Source organism: Corallococcus aberystwythensis, from assembly GCF_003612165.1.
Classification (GTDB): Bacteria; Myxococcota; Myxococcia; order Myxococcales; family Myxococcaceae; genus Corallococcus; species Corallococcus aberystwythensis.
Map to the genome: position 1 here is coordinate 1 of NZ_RAWK01000036.1, position 19,759 is coordinate 19,759.

Sequence of the window (19,759 nt, forward strand, 5' to 3'; positions counted from 1 at the left end):
CCCCTGACCCCCAATCCCATCCTTCCCGCAGGGCCTCGCCCGGCATTGCCCATTCATGACGTTCCGACACGACATCCCATGAAACAGCTCGAATCAGCATTGAGACGCCGAGGCCTTTGGCTCTCGGCCAGCCTTCTCATCCTCGGAGGCGCCGCCGCCTTCGCCCTCGGTGGCGGCGAAGCCCTCACGGAACAGGAGATCGACGAGAAGGTAGCCCAGGCCAGCCTCAATCCCATGCCTCCGCTGGGCGGCCCCACCCAGTTCGGTGAGTCGCCGGTAAGCCCCGTCCCCCTTGGCTCCCTCAGGCCCGGTTACTCCCATACCGACCTGAAGCTCGCCGGCGCGTTTGGTGGCGTCTCCCTGGAGCGCACCTATAGCGGCGCCAACAACGCCTGGCGGGAGGGGCGGCCCGCGCACAAGCTGCCCGCCCCGTTCGGCCACTCCTCGGCGCAGGGCTCGCAAACGGGCGCCTCGCTCCAGTGGTGGCACGGCCTCCACAGCTTCATCCTCCTGCGGGTCAACACCAATTCAGACTGTATCGGGGAAGGCCGCGATCAGGTCTGCGAGGACGCCCACTACTGGGACCTCCATGGTGGCCCGGCCGGCACGAAGAAGTCGTTCCGCGCCTGTGAGACGGACTCCTGCTTCGGAAGCAATGAGTCCGAGCAGGTCCTGAAGCTCCAGAAGAAGGGCAACGGCTTCATCGTCCACACCCCGCAGGGCCGCTTCCACTATCGCGACCTCCGGTCGATGTACGTCATCCAGGACCTCCCCTACCGGTCCCAGCAGATCATCTGGAGTGGCGCCTACTATCTCAGCTACATCGAACCGCTCCAATACGACGAGCAGGCATGCGCGGCGGAGGGCAAGGAGGACGCGGGCTCGGATCAGGTCCTCTCCTGCCACCGCCGCGCGGCGCGACTCACCTACGCGCTCCCCGGAGCGGAGTGCACCAGCGCCACCACCACGCCCCTGGGTGCGAACCTCCCCCTGCTGAAGTCTGCCCTGGCGTCCAGTGGCTCCCAGCTGGTCTTCCATTATCAGTCCCTGCCAACGCGCGCGCCGGCCGAGCTGAACGGCCTCACCGAGGAGTGCGTCCTGCGCTCCGTCGACATCGTCGGGCGTGATGGCAGCGTGGAGCAGGATGCGGTCCGCTACACGTACCTGGAGAACAAGGCGGGCCTCCTGTCCCAGGCCCTCTGGCCGGACCGCGCCGGGGGCCCCGTCACGAGCCGGGTGCTGGACTATCTCTATCAGCTGCCCAACGGAGCCCCGGCCTGGGAGGTGCGCGAGGACGGCGTCTCGCTGGTCAAGCAGGTGCTCTCACAAGGCGCGCCGGGCGAACTCTACGTCTCCCAGAGCATCAATCCCTATGAGGCCTATACCGTTTCCGTCGGAGGCAACGGCTGCGCTCCGGGCCACTTCTCGCTCAGCCAGACCTCTCCGTGCGGCGCGGCCCAGACGCAGCGCTTCACCACCCTCGCCCCCCAGGTGGGGGATGGCAGCGGAACCACCGTCACGGCCGTCGACCGCAGCTTCAACATGCTGCTGGCCGGCATGGAGCCGGACGGCGACCAGGGCCCGCTGCTGCGGAACTCCCAGACGTCGGTGCATTGCGAGAGCAACTGTCCCGGCACCGAGCCGGGTGGAGTGCACAGTGCCTGGGGCTGGACCAGCATCCCGCTTTCCCAGCGGGTGGGAGTCATCGAGCTGCCCACCCACACGCTCAACCCCAATGGCAGCTACACCGTCTATCAAGCCCAGGTCTCGACCAATCCGGTCGTGAATGCGGCGGGCTACCTTCCCCCGGCGGAACTCCGGCGGGTGATGTTGGGCGCGGAGCAGCCGGACGGCGGCGCGGCGCTCCAGCAGCGGGAGTACACCTATACCTATGGCTCGGCGGGCGGCCTGGGGCTCTATTACCCGCGAGAGCAGCTCCTGGAGACGGAGACAGCACCCTCCACCTTCAGTGACGAGCTGGCTTCGCTGACGACCACCGAGAAGCGTCTGTACGATCCGGCGACGAACCGGCTCACGGGCATCACCCGCTCCGGGTTCACCTGGAACTTCGCGAGCGGCGCCTGGTATCGGCTGCCCCGGTCGGTGGGCACCTACTACCGCACCCAGGACGTCTGTGGTGCCCCGGGCACCTCGGACCCCCAGGGCCGCGTCCGGACCGTGATGGGGCCTTGCAGCGTGCTCGGAGTCGGGTCTCCCACCTGCAACAATGGAGGGCTCGTCCCCATCACCGTCTACGACTACTGGGCGGAGACGACACCCGACGCTCGCGCGGGCCGAATGAAGGCGAAGCGCGTCTATCCCAACGGCTGTGGCTCAACCCCTGTCGAAACGCGCTTCGACTCCTACGACGCGCGAGGCCGGCTGTTGCGGCAGACGGACCCCAATGGCGTCATCACCGAATATGTCTACGAGGGGGAGCGTCTGGTCCAGACCACCGCCGCCGTGGGCACCGCGCTGCAGAGCACCATCGAATACGGCTATGACGACGCGGCGCACGGCGACTACGTCAAGCACCCTGACGGTCGCTACGAGGTCCTCTGCTTCCGCACGGGAACGACCCCGGGCCAGGGGTGCCGTGGAGGCGTGAAGAGCGCCCTGTTGCAGTGGAAGGCCACCTCCGCCACGCCGGACGGTGCCGTGGCCAGCGAACGGGTTGACTACACGTACTATCTGGGCAAGCTCCGGAGCGAGACGTTCCGCGACGGGCAGGGGCAGATCCGCAGCACGCGCTATTACGAAGGCGATCCGCTGGGGAGGCAGACCTTCGAATCCTGGGGCGCCGCCAATCCTTCGACGCCGGGCCAGGACACCGTCTACGCCCAGACCAGGCTGTTCGACAGCCAGGGCAACCGGGTGGGCCTGGGCCTTCCCTATCAGCCCAGCGCCGCGGCCCCGGCCGCGCTCTGCGCCGGCTTTGATCCGGCCAGCACGCTGCCGGGAGCGCCGCGCCAGCCGAAGAGCCCGCACTGCAAGGCCTTCGCGTACGACCGCCTCAACCGCCTCAACCAGTTCCTCGAGCCCCTGGACACCACCTCCAGCACCGGAGCCGCGGTCAGCACGCGAATCACCTACGACGTGGCGGGCAACGTCCGCACCATTCAGCAGGGGTGCGGCCGGAGCGCGTCCTGCAGCCAGCCCGTCCTGGAGTACAAGCACGACGACTTCGGCAACGTCGTCAAGGTCGTTGCCCCCTGGGCGGATGGAACGCCAGACGCAGCGGGACGCGGGCTCTACCAGTTCAGCTACGACGCGCAGGGGCATGTGGTGCGCAAGCAGACGCCCGCCATGCGCGCCAGCGCCACCGGGCAGTGGCTGGAGTACAGCTATGACGCCCTCGGACGACTGCTCCAGAACGAGTCGGTCCAGTACATCGAGGGCGCCGAGCAGCGCGAGACCCTCTTCTCCTACGTCTATGATCAGCAGGCGCCGTCCGCGTCGCAGTGCCCGGGCAGCAGCGCCAGCCATCCGGCCCTGTCGATGGGCCGGGCCCAGGTGCTGACCGACTCGTTCGGGGACACCTGGTACCAGTACGACGTCCATGGCCGGGTCATCGGGCAGTGGCGGACGCGCGCCAGCGCGGGCACCGCGCCCAGGGTCCAGAGCTGCAACCCGGTGCACGAGCCCACGTCTCCCAATCGCTTCCTCACCTACGACGGCGCGGGGCGGCTGCTTTCGGAAGCCCTCCCGGGCGGCCGGACCATCTCCTATCAGTATCCGGCGCCGGCGACGGGCAGGCCCCATCAGGTCTCCGGGCTGGGCATCACGCTGTGGGACGGAGCGGGCTGGAACCAGACCCAGCCGCTCCTGGAGGACATCCGCTGGGAGCCGTTCGGAGGCATCCGTTCCTACGTGATGGTCGCCTCCCAGGCCCCCTCGGGAGCCAACAAGGCCCGCGTCGAATTCCACACAGGCGGGGCCAACCAGCCACTCGCCCTGTGCAACGGCACCGCGTTCACCGGAGGAACGGACACGTCCGGGCGCTTGGCGGCCCTGACCGTCTCCGGGACGGAAGGTGGCAGCGCGCTGGGCGGCATCTTCAAGCGCGTCTACACCTGGAAGGCGGACCAGGTGCTCCAGGAGGACACCTGCCTGCTGGAGTCAGGCAATGTGGCCCCCAGCTCCATCCGGTACACGGAGAAGAGCAGCGGCCAGCCGGGTTACGACGCCCGGCTCCAGCTGAAAGCAGCGCACCGTCCGGCAGCCTCGTCCCTGTCGGGAGGCTCCTTCACCAGCCGCGCCTATGAGTACGACGCACGCGGCAACCGGACCGTGGCCGTGCAGGACGGTTGGCGGTTCTCGACCGAGTACGGAAACTTCAACGGCAGGGTGGACTGGCTGGGATCGCGCGTCCTGGACGGACAGCAGTGCACGGGCGGACTCTGTGCGCCGCCTTATTCCGTCACCCAGCGCTATGCCCATGACACGGATGGCCGGGTCCAGCAGGTCGCGACCTACAAGAACCTGGGCGACACGGCCGGGACGCCCTTCAACACCCTGACGTTGGATGCGTCCACGACCGGAGCCAACGCGGCGGTCGGGGCGGTCTACCGCCAGGTGACGGACAGCGACGGGCGCATCTACGAGTACTTCTACGATGCCTTCGGGCGCCGGCGGCTCAAACGCTACGCCCTCAGTTCCTCGACGGCGGTTGTCGAGGATGAGTTCTTCTACGACGAGACCCGCCTGCTGGAGGACTGGGGCAACACGAGCCTGGACCCGGCCACCGCGGATGGCGTCCATGACGAATACATCTGGCTGGATAACCGGCCGGTCGCCTTCGTCAAGAGCCGTTTCTACGAGCACCAGTACCGTGAGGAGGACTTCGCCGGGGACTGCCCCCGCAACGGGGAGTCCGCGCCCTGCGGTGTCTACTTCCTGGTCTCGGACGGACTGCGCAAGCCCGTCCTTGCGCTCGACTCGCAGCGGCGCGTGACGGGGGTGGGCGACTACGACCCCTTCGGGCACGTCAATCGCACCACGCTCGTTGCGGCCATTCCCAATCAGGCGCGGCCGAACACCGTGATGGCCTCCATGCAGGCTCCGGCCTCCACGGCGATGACGACCCAGGTCCGCGCACGCTGGGCCTTCCTGGATCTGCGGCGCGGCGGCAAGCTGACATTGACCCGGAGCGACGGCACGGTCGCGACGGATGACAACGGTGTGCCGGCCACCCTCTCCTCCGGCAGCGGGGTACGGCTCAGCACGCCCTGGGCGAACACCGAGGCGGGAGGGACCCTGAATCTCTCCTTCCAGAACCCGTTCCCCAGGCAGGACTCCACCGGCCTGACGGCGAGCTACGAGTACCGGCGATTCCAGTCCGGCGCCGCCCCGGTCTGGACGCCCCTGCGCTACCCCGGGCAGTACCACGACTCGGAAACGGACCTCTTCGAGAACTGGAACCGGTTCTACGACCCGGAGCTGGGCCGATACCTGGGCGCGGACCCCATGCTCGGCTCGTCCCTGTACATCCTGAATGCTGCGCAGCAGGGGCTGGGCGTCAATGCCTACGCCTATGGCAACTCCAACCCGATCGCATTCACTGACCCGACGGGGGAGATCATCCCCCTCATCCTGGTGGGCGTCTGCGTGTCGGGCGTGTGCGAAGCGGCGGCGGCGGCGGCGGTGGCCTCGGTCGCGACCATCGGCGCCATCTACGTGGGTGAGAAGCTCGGGACGGCGATGGCGGAGGCCGCCAAGGAGCCGGCGGCCACCGTTTCGGAAGCCGGGGAAACCGCCGCCACCGACGATGCATCCGTGACCACCGAGGAAGCGCCGGCAGCTGCGCCGGACCTCTCTCCCAGCCGTCCGGCCGTCCCGGGGACGCCCTACAGTCCCGGAGCGGTCAGCACCCGCATCAGCGCGGCAATCGCGCATTACGAAGGCCCGAATGCGAACCTTGACCCTGATAAGAGGAAAGCGGCTGATACCAAGCCGGCCGCCGAGACTCCCAAGGTGGACCCCAAGGCCGCACGAGGGCAGCGGCACAAAACGGGTGAACGCAACGTGAGTTCCAAGGAGGAACATTCCCGTGTCGCCAAAGGAAGCAATGGACAGCCGAGAAGACGATAGGCTTTCGAGGACGTTCCGGCTTCCCTCCAATGAAGGCGACGACCGCCTGGAGGGAACGCTCCTTCGCCCGGTGCGCATCCGTGAAGAGCCATGCCTGGTTCTCGAACTGCGCAGCAAGGGGGACGCGTTCAACCGCGATGGCAGCCCTCCTGACGAGGTGATGGAGGACTACGCGTTCCAGCTGTTCCAGGTGGTCGTGTCACGAGACCGCATGGATGAACTGCTGGGCCACCTGCGCCGCTGGCAGACGGCTCCGGAGGACTTCAGCGTCGACCTGGAACCCGAGGGACATGCAGCCACCTTCACGATGGAGGTCGGGATGCGCGAAGACATGCGCTGCGGACCGGGCAAGCCCGCCTTCACGCTGTACTACTCCAGCGTGAAGAACCGCGTTGAGGTCACGTTCATCGTCGACCCCTCCTGTCTGCAGGAGTGGGCGGATACGCTGGAGAAGGCCCTGGCGACCGTCGTCTCCTGAAGTACGCCGGCCCGCCGGAGGAAACCTGTCTCCGGCGGGCCGCGCCGTCTTTCGCTTCAGTTCGCGGTGAACGTCGTGTCGTTGCGGTACAGCAGCGTCTGGGACCAGTCCGCCGTGTAGACCAGCGTGTCCACGCGGTAGGTGCCCGCGCTCAGCGACGTGGGGAGGGTGAACGCGGACGTGTAGCTCCGCGTCTGGCCCGCCGTGAAGGCCTGGTTCACGTACTGCGCGGACGTCACCAGTGCCGAGTTGGCCGCGTTGCGGATCTCATACTTCAGCACCAGCGTGCGCGCGGTGGGCGACGTCACGGTGCCCGTCACGTTGAAGGACTGGCCGCGCGTCACCGTCGCCGGGCTCACCGAGGCCTTCGTGGTGGACAGCTGTGGGTTCTGGCCCGCGTAGAAGTTCTTGAAGGCCGCCGCGGCGTTGGGGAACTCGGTGACGAAGGTGTTGCCGCCGGTGTTGTCCGCGCTGGACAGCTGGTGGTGGCCGTCCGCCGCCTGGATGTCGAAGTACGAGTGGTAGCCCACGTTGTTCGCCGGGTCGAAGATGAACGCCAGCATCTGCTGCACGTAGTACGTGTCATCCCCGCCGCCGTGCGTGGCCGCGTCGTTGACGCCCCACTCGGGCACGGACAGCCGCTTGTTGTGGGACCGGGCGAAGGTCTTGAACTTCGCCAGCGCCGGACCGAACTGCGCGTTCCACACCGACTGCCACCGCGTGAGCGCGCACGAACCCGCGCAGCCCGCGGGAATCGGGTAGGCGCCGTTCCAGCCCTGGTCGTACATGTCCAGGCCGATGTAGTCGACGTACGCGTCGCCCGGGTACGTGGCGCTCAGGTCCGCGGCGGAGATGTCGTAGTTCGGGTTCCAGTCGAACTCGAAGCCCGCGTTCGGCTGCTGCGTGCGCATGGCCGTCACGATGCGGCGGAAGCACGCGGCGAAGTTCGCCTGCTGGCCGTTGCCCGAGTACCAGGGCATCCAGCTGCCGCTGAACTCCCAGCCCAGCCGGATGATGGTGCCCTGGAGTTCGTAGGCCACCAGGTTGGACGCCAGGTTCTTGAAGCGCTGGTCATACGCACCCGCCGCGCACGACGCGAGGGTGCCCTGGCCGCTGGGGAACATCGCCACCGAGTAGTTGAAGCGCCGCCCCGCCTTCGCCTTCACCCACGTGCGCCACGAGCCCAGCTGCCAGCCCGGGTTCTCGATGTTGCCCCAGGAGTCCTTCGCCTGATGCCCCTGCCCCATCTTCACGTCGAAGCCCAGCCAGGTGGAGTACGCGTTCACCGTGTTGGGCTGTGAGTACACCTCGCCCCGGTACACGCCCGTCAGCGGATCCGCCGCGGCGCTCAGGCCGGCACACAGCGTGGACACCACGGAGGCGGAGACGAACAGGCGCTTGAGGCGCGAATGCATGGAGCGGGCTCCTGGAGGGGGAAAGAAGCTATTTCCGAATCACCAGGAATTACCATTTACGTGTCAATGGAGACCCGGGCCGGTTCGTTGTCCGTGGGAGCCCGCCGGTACGCGCCGGGTCCCACGCCCCAGCGGCGCTTGAAGGCCTTGCTGAAGGCGGGCGCGCTTTCGTAGCCGGCGCGCTCGGCGATGGTGTCCAGGCTGTCGGTGGATTCACGCAGCCAACGCGCGGCGCGGATCATCCGCCAGTTGGCCAGGTAGTGCAGCGGCGTCTCGCCCACCAGCGCGTGGAAGCGCGCGGCGAACCCGGAGCGGGACACGCCCACGGACTGCGCCAGCCGCTCCACCGTCCATGGGGTACCGGGCTGTTCGTGCATCAGCGACAGCGCGTTCCCGATGGCGGGATCCGCCAGCGCCTTCCATCCCGCCTGCCGCGCTCCCGCCAGCGCCGTCTGGGCCCGCAGCGCATGGACGAGCAGCACATCCGCCAGCCGCCCCAGCACCAGCGCGCTGCCCGGTCCCGGCGTGGCGGTCTCCGCGGTGATGAGCTGCACGGTGGCCGCGAGCGAGGGCGTCCCCTGCCCGTCCTGCGTGGACAGCCGGACGATGGAGGGGAAGGCCCGCAGCAGCGGATGCGTGGGGTCCACGCCGAACTGGAAGCAGCCGGTGACCAGCGTGGTGAGCGGCCCTGTTCCACCCAATCGCAGGTGGGGTGGGCGGAACAACCGGGACGGAATGAAGTCACTCGCGGCGGGAGCGCGGCGGCTGCCGTCATCCAGCACGTGCGCGGGCGCTCGGGGCAGCAGCACCACGTCCCCGGCGGACAGGAACACCGGCTTCGCCGTGCCCTCCACCTGGAGGCGCAGGCTTCCGCGCGCCACCACGTAGAAGGACGCGTTGGCCTTGCGGGGCAGGCGCAGCGCCCAGGGAGCCCCCAGCTCGAAGCGGCCGAAGAGCAGCGTCTTGAACCGCAGCGTCTCCAGCACGTCGGAGACCACGTCGGTCTTTTCGTCCGGAGGCATTGGACTCGAAGACAGTTCTTTTGGACGCAGTGACATGGAGCGTCCATAACGGGAGGCCTATTCCTGGTCCATCACCTCTTGCTGGAGGCCGCACATGGACCCCACTCCCCCTGACCTGCTCCGGCTGATGGACGCGCACCTCGCGCTCATCGCCACGGACGTCGAACGCTGGCTCGCCCTGTTCGCGGAGGATGCCGTCGTCGAGTTTCCCTACGCCCCCTCGCTCGGCACGTCCTCGCGGCTGGAGGGCATCGACGCCATCCGCGCCTACTTCGCCCCCATCACCCAGCACTTCCAGGGGCTCACGTTCACGAACGTCCAGCGCTACCCGAGCGTGGATCCAACGACGGGCTGGCTGGAGGTGCACGGCACCGCGACGCTGCAACCCGGGAGCATCCCCTACGCACAGGACTACGTGATGCGGGTGCAGGTGCGGGAGGGCCGCATCGTGCACTACCGCGAATACTGGAACCCGCTGGCCGCGCCCCGGGGCACCTTCGAGTCCTTCACCCGGGAGCAGCCATGACGCGCGTCCTCGTCATCGGAGCGGCCGGCAACACGGGACGTCCCATCGCGGAGGGGCTCACGGCGGAGGGCCTCACGGTGCGCACCGCCACGCGCGGCACGCGACCGCCCGTCAGCGCGGCCGAGCACGTCCGCTTCGACTGGGCGGATCCGTCCACGCATGGGGCCGCGCTGGAAGGCGTGGACCGCATGTATGTCCTGGCCCCCGCGCTGGTGGAGGACCCTTCCGCCCTCATGCTTCCCGTGCTCGAGCGCGCGTTCGCCGGGGGTGTGCGGCGCGTCGTCCTGCTCTCCGCCTCCGCCGTTGCAGAAGGGGGCCCGGGGCTGGGACAGGTGCATCACCTCCTGCGCACGCAGGCGCCGGAGTGGTGCGTCCTCCAGCCATCCTGGTTCATGCAGAACTTCACCGACCCGCGTCACCACTGGGCGGCCGGCCTCCAGCGCGACGGCACGCTGACGACGGCCACGGGCGACGGGCGCGTGGGGTTCGTGGACGCGGCGGACATCGCCGCGGTGGGCGTCCGGGCGCTCGCGGATGACGTGTCCCATGACACCGCGCACGTCATCACCGGGCCCCAGGCGCTGAGCTACGACGACGTCGCGGCCCACCTGTCGCGGGTGTGGAACCGCCCCATCCGGCACGTGCACGCGAGCCCGGAAGAAGCCCGGCGGCACCTGCGGGATGGGGGCATGCCGGACACGTACGCGCGCCTGCTGACGATGCTCGACGGGCTCATCCGCGACGGAGCCGAGGACCGCGTGACGGACACCGTGCTCCGGGTGACCGGGCGGGCGCCGCGCGACTTCGGGTCATTCGTCCGGGCTCACGCCAGCGTCTGGCGTTGAATCCGAACCCTCTCCGGCAAACGCGCCGCCGCCCGGCTGGCGGACGGCGGCGCGGACGGCTCAGGTGCAGGTCTTCGGATAGCTGCTGTTCGGCAGGCAGGTCTTCACCTGTCCGCCGTTGCAGCCGCACCAGTTGGACGTGCACTGGGAATCGCTGGTGCACGCCGTCCAGTTGCCACACTGCTTCGGATACGACGGCCCCGGCAGACACACGCGGCTCGTACCCCCGTTGCAGCCACAGCGGTTGGAGACGCAGTCCGCGTCACCGCTGCACGACGCCCAGTTGGGCTGCAGCTGCGACTCCACACTGCCCATCTCCGTATCCGGCGTCACATCCTCCGACGCCACGTCCACGCCGCCGCACGCCAGCAGCGGCAACACCAACAAGGCCAGGAACAGGCTCTGACGCTTCATCACATCGCCTCCACGCAGGGGTGATGTCCCGGGTTGTTGGGAATGCAGTCCCGGAACACCTGATCCCTACCAAGACCATGAATACGCGTCAAAACCGCTTAATTTGATTTAATTGTACTATCTGTAAATTTCCAGCCATTCAACCAGCCGTGTTGAACCGCCCGCAGGTTCATCACCCCGCGGTCCCATTGTCTGTCCACAGGCGAACGCGCGCGCTCCGTGAAAGCGCACGCCCGCGGATGACACGGTGCGTCCGCCCCGGGACGGCACCGGGCGGAGGCCGCTGGACAGCCGCTTCACCCTTCCGTTGCCCCGGGCGGGCAATGCGCCTATGGGAGGGGCATGGCTGACGTGCCTCTTACCGCAGCGGACTTCCCGCCCCCTTCCGTCGAGGAGTGGCGCCGGCTGGTGGACAAGGACCTCAAGGGCAAGCCCTTCACGGTGCTCCAGTCGCCTCTTGAAGGCGGCCTGTCCCTCCAGCCCCTCTACACGCCCCAGGACGCCCCGGCGCCCTCCGAACCACCCGGCGTCGCGCCCTACGTGCGCGGCACCCAGCCCCTGGGACACACCGAGGGCGGCTGGCTGCTGTGCCAGGAGTACGCGGGCCCGGACCTGGCCGCGACCGCCGACGCGCTCCGCGAGGACCTGGAGCGCGGCACGCAGGGCGTCTGGCTGCTCCTGGACGCGCCCCACGGCCTGGAAGTGAAGGACGAGGCCACGCTGACGCGGCTGCTCGCGCACGTGCCCCTGGACCGCACGCCGGTGCACCTGGAGCCGGCCGCGGACGTGCTCCGCCCCGCTTCCCTGCTGCTGGAGGTGCTGGCGAAGAAGGCCGGCGCCGCGAAGGGGGCCCTGCGCGGCAGCCTGGGCATCGACCCCATCGCGGCGCTCGCGCGCCATGGCGCCGCGAAGGTGGACGTGGCCCGCACGCTGGCGGAGGCCGCGCCCATCGTCACGTCGCTGCTCAAGGACGCGCCGGGCCTGCGCGCGCTGCTGGTGTCGTCGCGCCCCTGGGCGGACGCGGGCGCCACGTCCGTGCACGAGCTGGCGTGGAGCATCGCCACCGGCGTGGAGTACCTGCGCGAGTTGGAGCGCGCGGGCGTGTCCCCGGGAGACGCCGCGCGGTCCATGCAGTTCGCCCTGTCCGTGGGCGGCCAGTTCTTCCCCGAAATCGCCAAGCTGCGCGCGGCGCGGCTGCTCTGGTCCAAGGTCGTCGCCGCTTCGGGTGGCGCGCCGGAGTCGCAGGCCATGGCGCTGCACGCGCGCACCGCCAGCGCCACCAAGACGCGGCGTGACCCGTGGGTGAACATCCTGCGCGGCACCGCGGAGTCCTTCGCCGCCGTCGTCGCGGGCGCGGACAGCGTGAGCACCTCCCCCTTCGACGAGCCCCTGGGCACGCCGGACGAACTGGGCCGGCGCCTCGCGCGCAACACGCAGCTCATCCTGCGCGACGAGTCCAGCCTCAACCGCGTCGCGGACCCCGCGGGCGGCAGCTACTACCTGGAGCAGCTCACCGGCGAGTTCGCCCGCGCGGCCTGGACGGAGCTCCAGCGCATCGAAGCGCTGGGCGGTCTCTCCCGCGCCATCGCGGCGGGCGACGTGGCCCGCGTCCTCACGGAGACGCGCACCGCGCGCGACAAGGCCGTGCGCACGCGCAAGCTCCCCATCGTGGGCGTCAGCGAGTTCCCCCACCTCCACGAAGCCCCCGTGCAGCGCGAGGCCCGTCCGGCCGCGTCCGCGCAGGGTGAAGGTGCCGTCACGCCTCCCCAGCCCGTCCGCGTGGCGGAGGCCTTCGAGTCCCTGCGCGACGCGAGCGACCGCCACCACGCGGCGCACGGCGTCCGTCCCCGCGCCTTCATGGCGAACCTGGGCACCGTGGCGGAGCACACCGCGCGCTCCACGTGGATTTCCAACGTGCTCGCCGTGGGCGGCATCGAGCCCGACGAGCACCACGGCTTCGCGGACGCGAACGCCGCCGCGGAGCTGTTCGCGAAGGCGGGCACGACGCTCGCCGTCCTCTCCGGCCCGGATGCGCTCTATCCGGAGGCCGTGCCTGTCTACGTCGCCGCCCTCAAGGCGAAGGGCGCCCGCACGGTCGCCGTCGCGGGCCGCCCCGGTGAACACGAGGCCGCCTTCCGCGCGGCCGGCGTGGACCTCTTCCTCTACGCGGGGGCGGACCTGTTCCAGCTCCTGAAGACGCTGCACACGCAACTGGGAGTGGCCTGATGCGCCCCACCGTTCCGGACTTCTCCCGCGTCGCCTTCGACGCCCCCGAAACCCAGACGCCCGCGCCGGCTGTCGAGAAGCAGCGCGCGAACGCGAGCCAGGCCACGCGCGCCGCGGAGGCCTGGGACACGCCCGAGGGCATCCCGGTGAAGCCGCTCTACACCCGCGAGGACCTGGAGGGCGTGGCGCACCTGGGCTCGCTGCCGGGCCTGCCTCCGTTCGTGCGCGGCCCCTACTCCACCATGTACGTGCAGCAGCCGTGGACGGTGCGCCAGTACGCAGGCTTCTCCACGGCCGAGGCGTCCAACGCCTTCTACCGCCGCAACCTCGCGGCCGGGCAGAAGGGCCTGTCCATCGCGTTCGACCTGGCCACGCACCGGGGCTACGACAGCGACCACCCGCGCGTCGCGGGTGACGTGGGCATGGCGGGCGTCGCCATCGACTCCATCAAGGACATGCGCATCCTGTTCGACCGCATCCCGCTCGACCAGATGAGCGTGTCGATGACGATGAACGGCGCCGTCCTCCCCGTGCTCGCGCTCTACGTGGTCGCGGCCGAGGAACAGGGCGTGAAGCCCGAGCAGCTCAGCGGGACCATCCAGAACGACATCCTCAAGGAGTTCATGGTCCGCAACACGTACATCTATCCGCCCGGCCCCTCGATGCGGATCATCGGGGACATCTTCAAGTTCACGGCGGAGCGGATGCCGCGCTTCAACAGCATCAGCATCAGCGGCTACCACATGCAGGAGGCCGGCGCGACGCAGGACCTGGAGCTGGGCTACACGCTCGCGGACGGCGTGGAGTACGTGCGCGCGGGCCTCGCCGCCGGCCTGGGCGTGGACGCGTTCGCCCCGCGCCTGTCGTTCTTCTGGGCCATCGGGATGAACTTCTTCATGGAGGTGGCCAAGATGCGCGCGGCCCGCCTCCTGTGGGCCCGCCTCATCAAGGGCTTCAACCCCAAGAGCGACAAGAGCCTGGCGCTGCGCACCCACTGCCAGACGTCCGGCTGGAGCCTCACCGCGCAGGACGTCTACAACAACGTCGTGCGCACCTGCGTGGAGGCCATGGCCGCGACGCAGGGCCACACCCAGAGCCTGCACACCAACTCGCTGGATGAAGCCATCGCGCTGCCCACGGACTTCAGCGCGCGCATCGCTCGCAACACCCAGCTGTACCTCCAGCTGGAGAGCGGCACCACGCGCGTCATCGACCCGTGGGGCGGCAGCTACTACGTGGAGCGCCTCACCCACGAGCTGGCGCAGAAGGCCTGGGGCCACATCCAGGAGGTGGAGGCGCTGGGCGGCATGACCAAGGCCATTGAAGCGGGCCTGCCCAAGCTGCGCATCGAAGAGGCCGCCGCGCGGACGCAGGCGCGCATCGACTCCGGACGCCAGGCCATCATCGGCGTGAACAAGTACCCACCGGAGCGCGCGGACAACATTGAAATCCTCAAGGTGGACAACTCCGCCGTGCGCGAGTCGCAGATTGCCCGCCTGCGCGAGCTGCGCGCGGAGCGCAACGGGGAAGAGGTCCGCCGCCGCCTGGACGCGCTCACCGAGGCGGGCCGGCGCAACGAGGGCAACCTGCTGGCGCTGGCCATCGACGCGGCGCGGGCGAAGGCCACCGTGGGCGAGATCAGCGACGCACTGGAGAAGGTCTACGGGCGCTACGAGGCCACGGTGCGCGGGGTGACGGGCGTGTACTCAGCGGAAGCGGGACAGGCGCAGGGCATCATGGAGGCGCGGGCGAAGGCGGATGACTTCCTGGCGCGCTTCGGCCGCCGGCCGCGCATCCTCATCGCGAAGATGGGCCAGGACGGCCACGACCGCGGGCAGAAGGTCATCGCCACCGCGTTCGCGGACCTGGGCTTCGACGTGGACATCGGGCCGCTGTTCCAGACGCCGGAGGAGTCCGCGCGCCAGGCGGTGGAGAACGACGTGCACGTGGTGGGCGCGTCCTCCCTGGCCGCGGGCCACCTCACGCTGGTGCCGCAGCTCAAGCACGCCCTCAAGGCCCTGGGCCGCGAGGACATCATGGTCGTGGTGGGCGGCGTCATCCCGCCCCAGGACTACGACGCGCTCCGCGCCGCTGGCGCCTCCGCCATCTTCGGCCCGGGCACCGTCATCGCGAAGGCCGCCATCGAGCTGCTCGACAAGCTGGCCGCCGAGCAGGAGGCGGCGTGAAGCTGCTGCCCGCGGACACCTACGTGGACGGCGTGCGCGCGGGCGACAGGGCGGTGCTCGCGCGCGCCATCACGCTGGTGGAGAGCGAGCACCCGCGCCACGCCGGACTCGCGCAGGAGGTGCTGACGAAGCTGCTGCCCCACACCGGCAGGAGCCGCCGCGTGGGCATCAGCGGCGTGCCGGGCGTGGGCAAGAGCACCTTCATCGACGCGCTGGGCATGCACCTGGTGGGAAGCGGCCACAAGGTGGCGGTGCTCGCCATCGACCCGTCCAGCAGCATCACGGGCGGCAGCATCCTGGGCGACAAGACGCGCATGTACCGGCTGGCGCGCGAGACGTCCGCGTACATCCGGCCCAGCCCCTCCAGCGGCACGCTGGGCGGTGTCGCGCGCAAGACGCGGGAGACGCTGCTGCTCTGCGAGGCCGCGGGCTTCGACGTGGTGCTGGTGGAGACGGTGGGCGTGGGCCAGTCCGAGACGGTGGTCGCGGACCTGGTGGACTTCTACCTGGTGCTGATGCTCGCGGGCGCCGGGGACGAACTGCAGGGCATCAAGCGCGGCATCCTCGAAGTCGCGGACATGGTGGCCATCAACAAGGCGGACGGCGACAACCTGCCGCGTGCCACCCGGGCCCGCGCGGAGTACCGCGCCGCCCTGCACCTGATGCGCCCCGGCGCGGAGCCGGTGGTCACCACGTGCAGCGCCATGGAGGGCACCGGCATCGACACGCTGTGGGCCTCCGTGGAGGACGTCGTCGCCAAGCGCGAGGCCTCCGGGGAGCTGCTGCACCGGCGCACCCAGCAGCAGGTGGGCTGGATGTGGGCCATGGTGCACGACGGTCTGCGAGCGGCCTTGCGGGCGCACCCCGAGGTGGCCGCCCTGGTGCCGGTGCTGGAGCAGGCCGTACGCGAAGGACGCGCGACGCCCACCTCCGCCGCACTGCGTGTGTTGGGCGCGTTCCTGCCCCAATCGCAGGCCTGACAGGCCGCGTCGTCCAACGGGCAACGTCTGTCTCAATCGCTTGCCGGGCCTGCACCGCACTCCTAGTGTACGCCCGTGCGACACCCCCAACCGACCACCGCTCCCCAGCCGTACCGGCCCCGCCACCACGTCCGCATCGTCACGGCCGCCAGCCTCTTTGACGGACACGACGCGGCCATCAACGTGATGCGCCGCCTGATGCAGTCCTCCGGCGCGGAGATCATCCACCTGGGCCACAACCGGTCCGTGGCGGAGATCGTCGACTGCGCCATCCAGGAGGACGCCCAGGGCATCGCCCTCACGTCCTACCAGGGCGGCCACGTCGAGTACTTCAAGTACATGATTGATTTGCTGCGCGAGCGCGGCGCGAACATCAAGGTGTTCGGCGGCGGCGGCGGCACCATCCTCCCCACGGAGATCGAGGAGCTGCACCAGTACGGTGTCGCTCGCATCTATTCCCCGGACGACGGCCGCGCCATGGGCCTCCAGGGGATGATTGACGACCTCATCTCCCAATGTGACTTCGAGAAGCGCCCGGCGGACTACAAGGGCCTGTTGAAGCAGCCCCTGCCGCGCGAGCCGGAGCGCATCGCGTCGCTCATCACCATCGCGGAGAACTTCGCGGAGGCCGGAGAGGAGCTGCGCACCGCGCTCCAGGCCGCCAGCGTGGAGGCGCCGCGCGTGCCCGTGCTGGGCATCACCGGCACCGGTGGCGCCGGCAAGTCCAGCCTCGTGGACGAGCTGGTGCGCCGCTTCCTGGCGGACTTCCCGGACAAGACGCTCGCCGTGCTCTCCGTGGATCCGTCCAAGCGCAAGTCCGGCGGCGCGCTGCTGGGCGACCGCATCCGCATGAACGCCATCGACAACCCGCGCGTCTACATGCGCTCGATGGCCACCCGTCAGAGCAACCTGGCCCTGTCCCGGCACGTCGCTCACTCCATTGAAGTCTGCAAGGCGGCGGGCTTCGACCTCATCGTGGTGGAGACCTCCGGCATCGGGCAGTCGGACACGGAGATCACCGAGCACTCGGACGTGGCGCTCTACGTGATGACGGCCGAGTACGGCGCGGCGACGCAGCTCGAGAAGATCGACATGCTCGACTTCGCGGACGTCATCGCCATCAACAAGTTCGACAAGCGCGGGTCGCTGGACGCGCTGCGCGACGTGCGCAAGCAGTGGAAGCGCAACCACAACGCCTTCACCCTGGCCGAGGACGCGGTGCCCGTGTACGGCACCATCGCGTCGCAGTTCAACGACCCGGGCATGAACACGCTCTACCGGGCCCTCATCGACGCGCTGGTGAAGAAGACGGGCGCCACGCTGGACAGCCGCTTCTCCCTCACGCCCGGCATGAGCGAGAAGAAGTGGATCATCCCCCCGGAGCGCACGCGCTACCTGGCGGAGATCGTCGAAGCCTGCGAGTCCTACGACGGCTTCGTGCGCGCCCAGGCCGCCATCGCCCGGCGCATGTACCAGCTGCACGGCACCATCCAGGCCCTGCGCCAGAACGTGGGCAAGAAGAAGCTCGAAATCGTCGAGCCGAAGGACGCCACCGACGTGGTGCAGGTGACAGAGCGCGTGGAGGGCGAACCCGCGTACCTGGGCGACCTGGTGGCGCTGTACCAGGACCTGGAGAGCCGCCTGCATGCGGACTGCCGGCGCCTGCTGGCCGAGTGGCCCGCGACGAAGAAGCGCTACGCCGCGTCCAAGTACCAGTTCCAGGTGCGCGACAAGGTCATCGAGCTGGACCTCATCAGCGAGACGCTGTCGCACCTGCGCGTGCCCAAGATTGCGTTGCCCAAGTATGAGGACTGGGGCGACATCCTGACGTGGCTGCTGCGGGAGAACGCGCCGGGCGCCTTCCCGTTCACCGCGGGCGTCTTCCCGCTCAAGCGCGAGGGCGAGGACCCCGCGCGCATGTTCGCGGGCGAGGGCGGCCCGGAGCGCACCAACAAGCGCTTCCACTACGTGTCGCGCGGCCTGCCGGCGAAGCGCCTGTCCACGGCGTTCGACTCGGTGACGCTGTACGGCGAGGACCCGGACCACCGGCCGGACATCTACGGCAAGGTGGGCAACTCGGGCGTGTCCATCGCGAACGTGGACGACGCGAAGAAGCTCTACTCCGGCTTCGACCTGGCGGACCCGTCCACGTCCGTGTCCATGACCATCAACGGCCCGGCCCCCATGCTGCTGGGCTTCTTCCTCAACGCCGCGGTGGATCAGCAGTGCGAGAAGTGGATCCGCGCCAACGGCAAGGTGGACGAGGTCGAGAAGAAGATTGACGCCCTCTACAAGGAGCGCGGCCTGCCGCGTCCGCGCTACCAGGGCGAACTGCCCCAGGGCAACGACGGGCTGGGGCTGCTGCTGCTGGGCGTGTCCGGGGATGAAGTGCTGCCCGCGGACGTCTACGCGAAGATTCGCGCGTCCACGCTCCAGGCGGTGCGCGGCACGGTGCAGGCGGACATCCTCAAGGAGGACCAGGCGCAGAACACCTGCATCTTCTCCACCGAGTTCGCCCTGCGCGTGATGGGCGACATCCAGCAGTACTTCATCGACCAGAAGGTGCGGAACTTCTACTCGGTGTCCATCAGCGGCTACCACATCGCTGAGGCCGGGGCGAACCCCATCTCCCAGCTGGCCTTCACGCTGGCGAACGGCTTCACCTTCGTCGAGTACTACCTGTCGCGCGGGATGCACATCGACGACTTCGCGCCCAACCTGTCGTTCTTCTTCTCCAACGGCATGGACCCGGAATACGCGGTGCTGGGGCGCGTGGCCCGCCGCATCTGGGCCAAGGCCATCCGGGACAAGTACGGCGGCAACGACCGGTCGCAGAAGCTGAAGTATCACATCCAGACGTCCGGCCGGTCCCTGCACGCGCAGGAGATTGCCTTCAACGACATCCGCACCACGCTGCAGGCGTTGCTGGCGCTCAACGACAACTGCAACTCGTTGCACACGAACGCCTACGACGAGGCCATCACCACGCCCACGGAGGAGAGCGTCCGGCGCGCGCTGGCCATCCAGCTGGTCATCAACAAGGAGTTCGGCCTGTCGAAGAACGAGAACCCCAACCAGGGCTCGTTCATCATCGAGGAGCTGACGGACCTGGTGGAGGCGGCGGTGCTCAACGAGTTCCGCGCCATCTCCGAGCGCGGCGGCGTGCTGGGCGCCATGGAGCGCATGTACCAGCGCTCCAAGATCCAGGAAGAGTCGCTCTACTACGAGATGCAGAAGCACGACGGGACGCTGCCCATCATCGGCGTGAACACCTTCCTGGATCCGAAGGGCTCCCCCACCGTGACGCCGCCGGAAGTCATCCGCGCGACGAAGGATGAGAAGGACTACGCCATCACGTCCCGCGACGCCTTCTGGAAGCGCAACGCGAAGACGGCGCCCGAGGCGCTGGAGGCGGTGCGCCGCGCGGCCCTGGACAACGGCAACGTGTTCGGCGCGCTGATGGACGCCTGCAAGGTGTGCACGCTGGGCCAGCTGTCCCGCGCGTTGTACGAAGTGGGCGGCCAGTACCGGCGCAACATGTGATGCGAGCGCCACGGTCCCGGGCAGGTGTCCCGGG

11 protein-coding genes are annotated in these 19,759 nt (G+C 69.1%); 8 read left to right on the forward strand and 3 right to left on the reverse strand.

Translation table 11 applies throughout. The annotated features are described in order from the left end of the window. Positions 1-78: 78 nt before the first annotated feature. Together D7W81_RS07995 and D7W81_RS08000 are read left to right on the forward strand one after the other, a co-directional pair. Positions 79-6,090, forward strand: a complete 6,012-nt coding sequence (locus D7W81_RS07995; RefSeq protein WP_120554740.1) for an RHS repeat-associated core domain-containing protein — start codon at positions 79-81, stop codon at positions 6,088-6,090. Positions 6,091-6,160: 70 nt separating this feature from the next. Beyond that, positions 6,161-6,568: a hypothetical protein gene (locus D7W81_RS08000; protein ID WP_120554741.1), complete on the forward strand. Its 408-nt coding sequence runs from the start codon at positions 6,161-6,163 to the stop codon at positions 6,566-6,568. A gap of 56 nt (positions 6,569-6,624) precedes the next feature. On the opposite strand, the gene D7W81_RS08005 is transcribed toward D7W81_RS08000, so the two are convergent. Both D7W81_RS08005 and D7W81_RS08010 read right to left on the reverse strand, forming a co-directional pair. Then, on the reverse strand, positions 6,625-7,983 hold the full coding sequence (locus D7W81_RS08005) for a glycoside hydrolase family 26 protein (RefSeq protein WP_120554742.1): 1,359 nt from the start codon (positions 7,981-7,983) through the stop codon (positions 6,625-6,627). A gap of 56 nt (positions 7,984-8,039) precedes the next feature. Next, the gene (locus D7W81_RS08010) at positions 8,040-9,005 is read right to left on the reverse strand and encodes an AraC family transcriptional regulator (RefSeq protein ID WP_120554743.1); all 966 of its coding nucleotides are present in this window, start codon (positions 9,003-9,005) and stop codon (positions 8,040-8,042) included. Between the two features lie 94 nt (positions 9,006-9,099). On the opposite strand from D7W81_RS08010, the gene D7W81_RS08015 reads away from it, so the two are divergent. Next, positions 9,100-9,531 carry a nuclear transport factor 2 family protein gene (locus D7W81_RS08015; protein ID WP_120554744.1) on the forward strand — a complete coding sequence of 144 codons (432 nt, stop codon included), beginning with the start codon at positions 9,100-9,102 and terminating at the stop codon, positions 9,529-9,531. Continuing rightward, complete coding sequence (locus D7W81_RS08020) at positions 9,528-10,376, forward strand: NAD(P)H-binding protein (protein ID WP_120554745.1); 849 nt, start codon at positions 9,528-9,530, stop codon at positions 10,374-10,376. The genes D7W81_RS08015 and D7W81_RS08020 overlap by 4 nt, the downstream gene beginning before the upstream one ends. A 60-nt stretch (positions 10,377-10,436) precedes the next feature. On the opposite strand, the gene D7W81_RS08025 is transcribed toward D7W81_RS08020, so the two are convergent. After that, complete coding sequence (locus D7W81_RS08025) at positions 10,437-10,790, reverse strand: hypothetical protein (RefSeq protein ID WP_120554746.1); 354 nt, start codon at positions 10,788-10,790, stop codon at positions 10,437-10,439. A gap of 342 nt (positions 10,791-11,132) precedes the next feature. On the opposite strand from D7W81_RS08025, the gene D7W81_RS08030 reads away from it, so the two are divergent. From D7W81_RS08030 to D7W81_RS08045, 4 genes are all read left to right on the forward strand, one after another. Next, entirely contained in the window at positions 11,133-13,016 is a 1,884-nt protein-coding gene (locus tag D7W81_RS08030) for a methylmalonyl-CoA mutase family protein (protein ID WP_120554747.1), read from the forward strand. Continuing rightward, the gene (scpA, locus tag D7W81_RS08035; RefSeq protein ID WP_120554748.1) at positions 13,016-15,202 is read left to right on the forward strand and encodes a methylmalonyl-CoA mutase; all 2,187 of its coding nucleotides are present in this window, start codon (positions 13,016-13,018) and stop codon (positions 15,200-15,202) included. The genes D7W81_RS08030 and scpA overlap by 1 nt, the downstream gene beginning before the upstream one ends. Next, on the forward strand, positions 15,199-16,182 hold the full coding sequence (gene meaB / locus D7W81_RS08040) for a methylmalonyl Co-A mutase-associated GTPase MeaB (protein ID WP_120554749.1): 984 nt from the start codon (positions 15,199-15,201) through the stop codon (positions 16,180-16,182). Before scpA ends, meaB begins: the two co-directional genes overlap by 4 nt. A 75-nt stretch (positions 16,183-16,257) precedes the next feature. Beyond that, positions 16,258-19,725, forward strand: a complete 3,468-nt coding sequence (locus D7W81_RS08045; protein ID WP_120554750.1) for a methylmalonyl-CoA mutase family protein — start codon at positions 16,258-16,260, stop codon at positions 19,723-19,725. Positions 19,726-19,759: the final 34 nt, after the last annotated feature.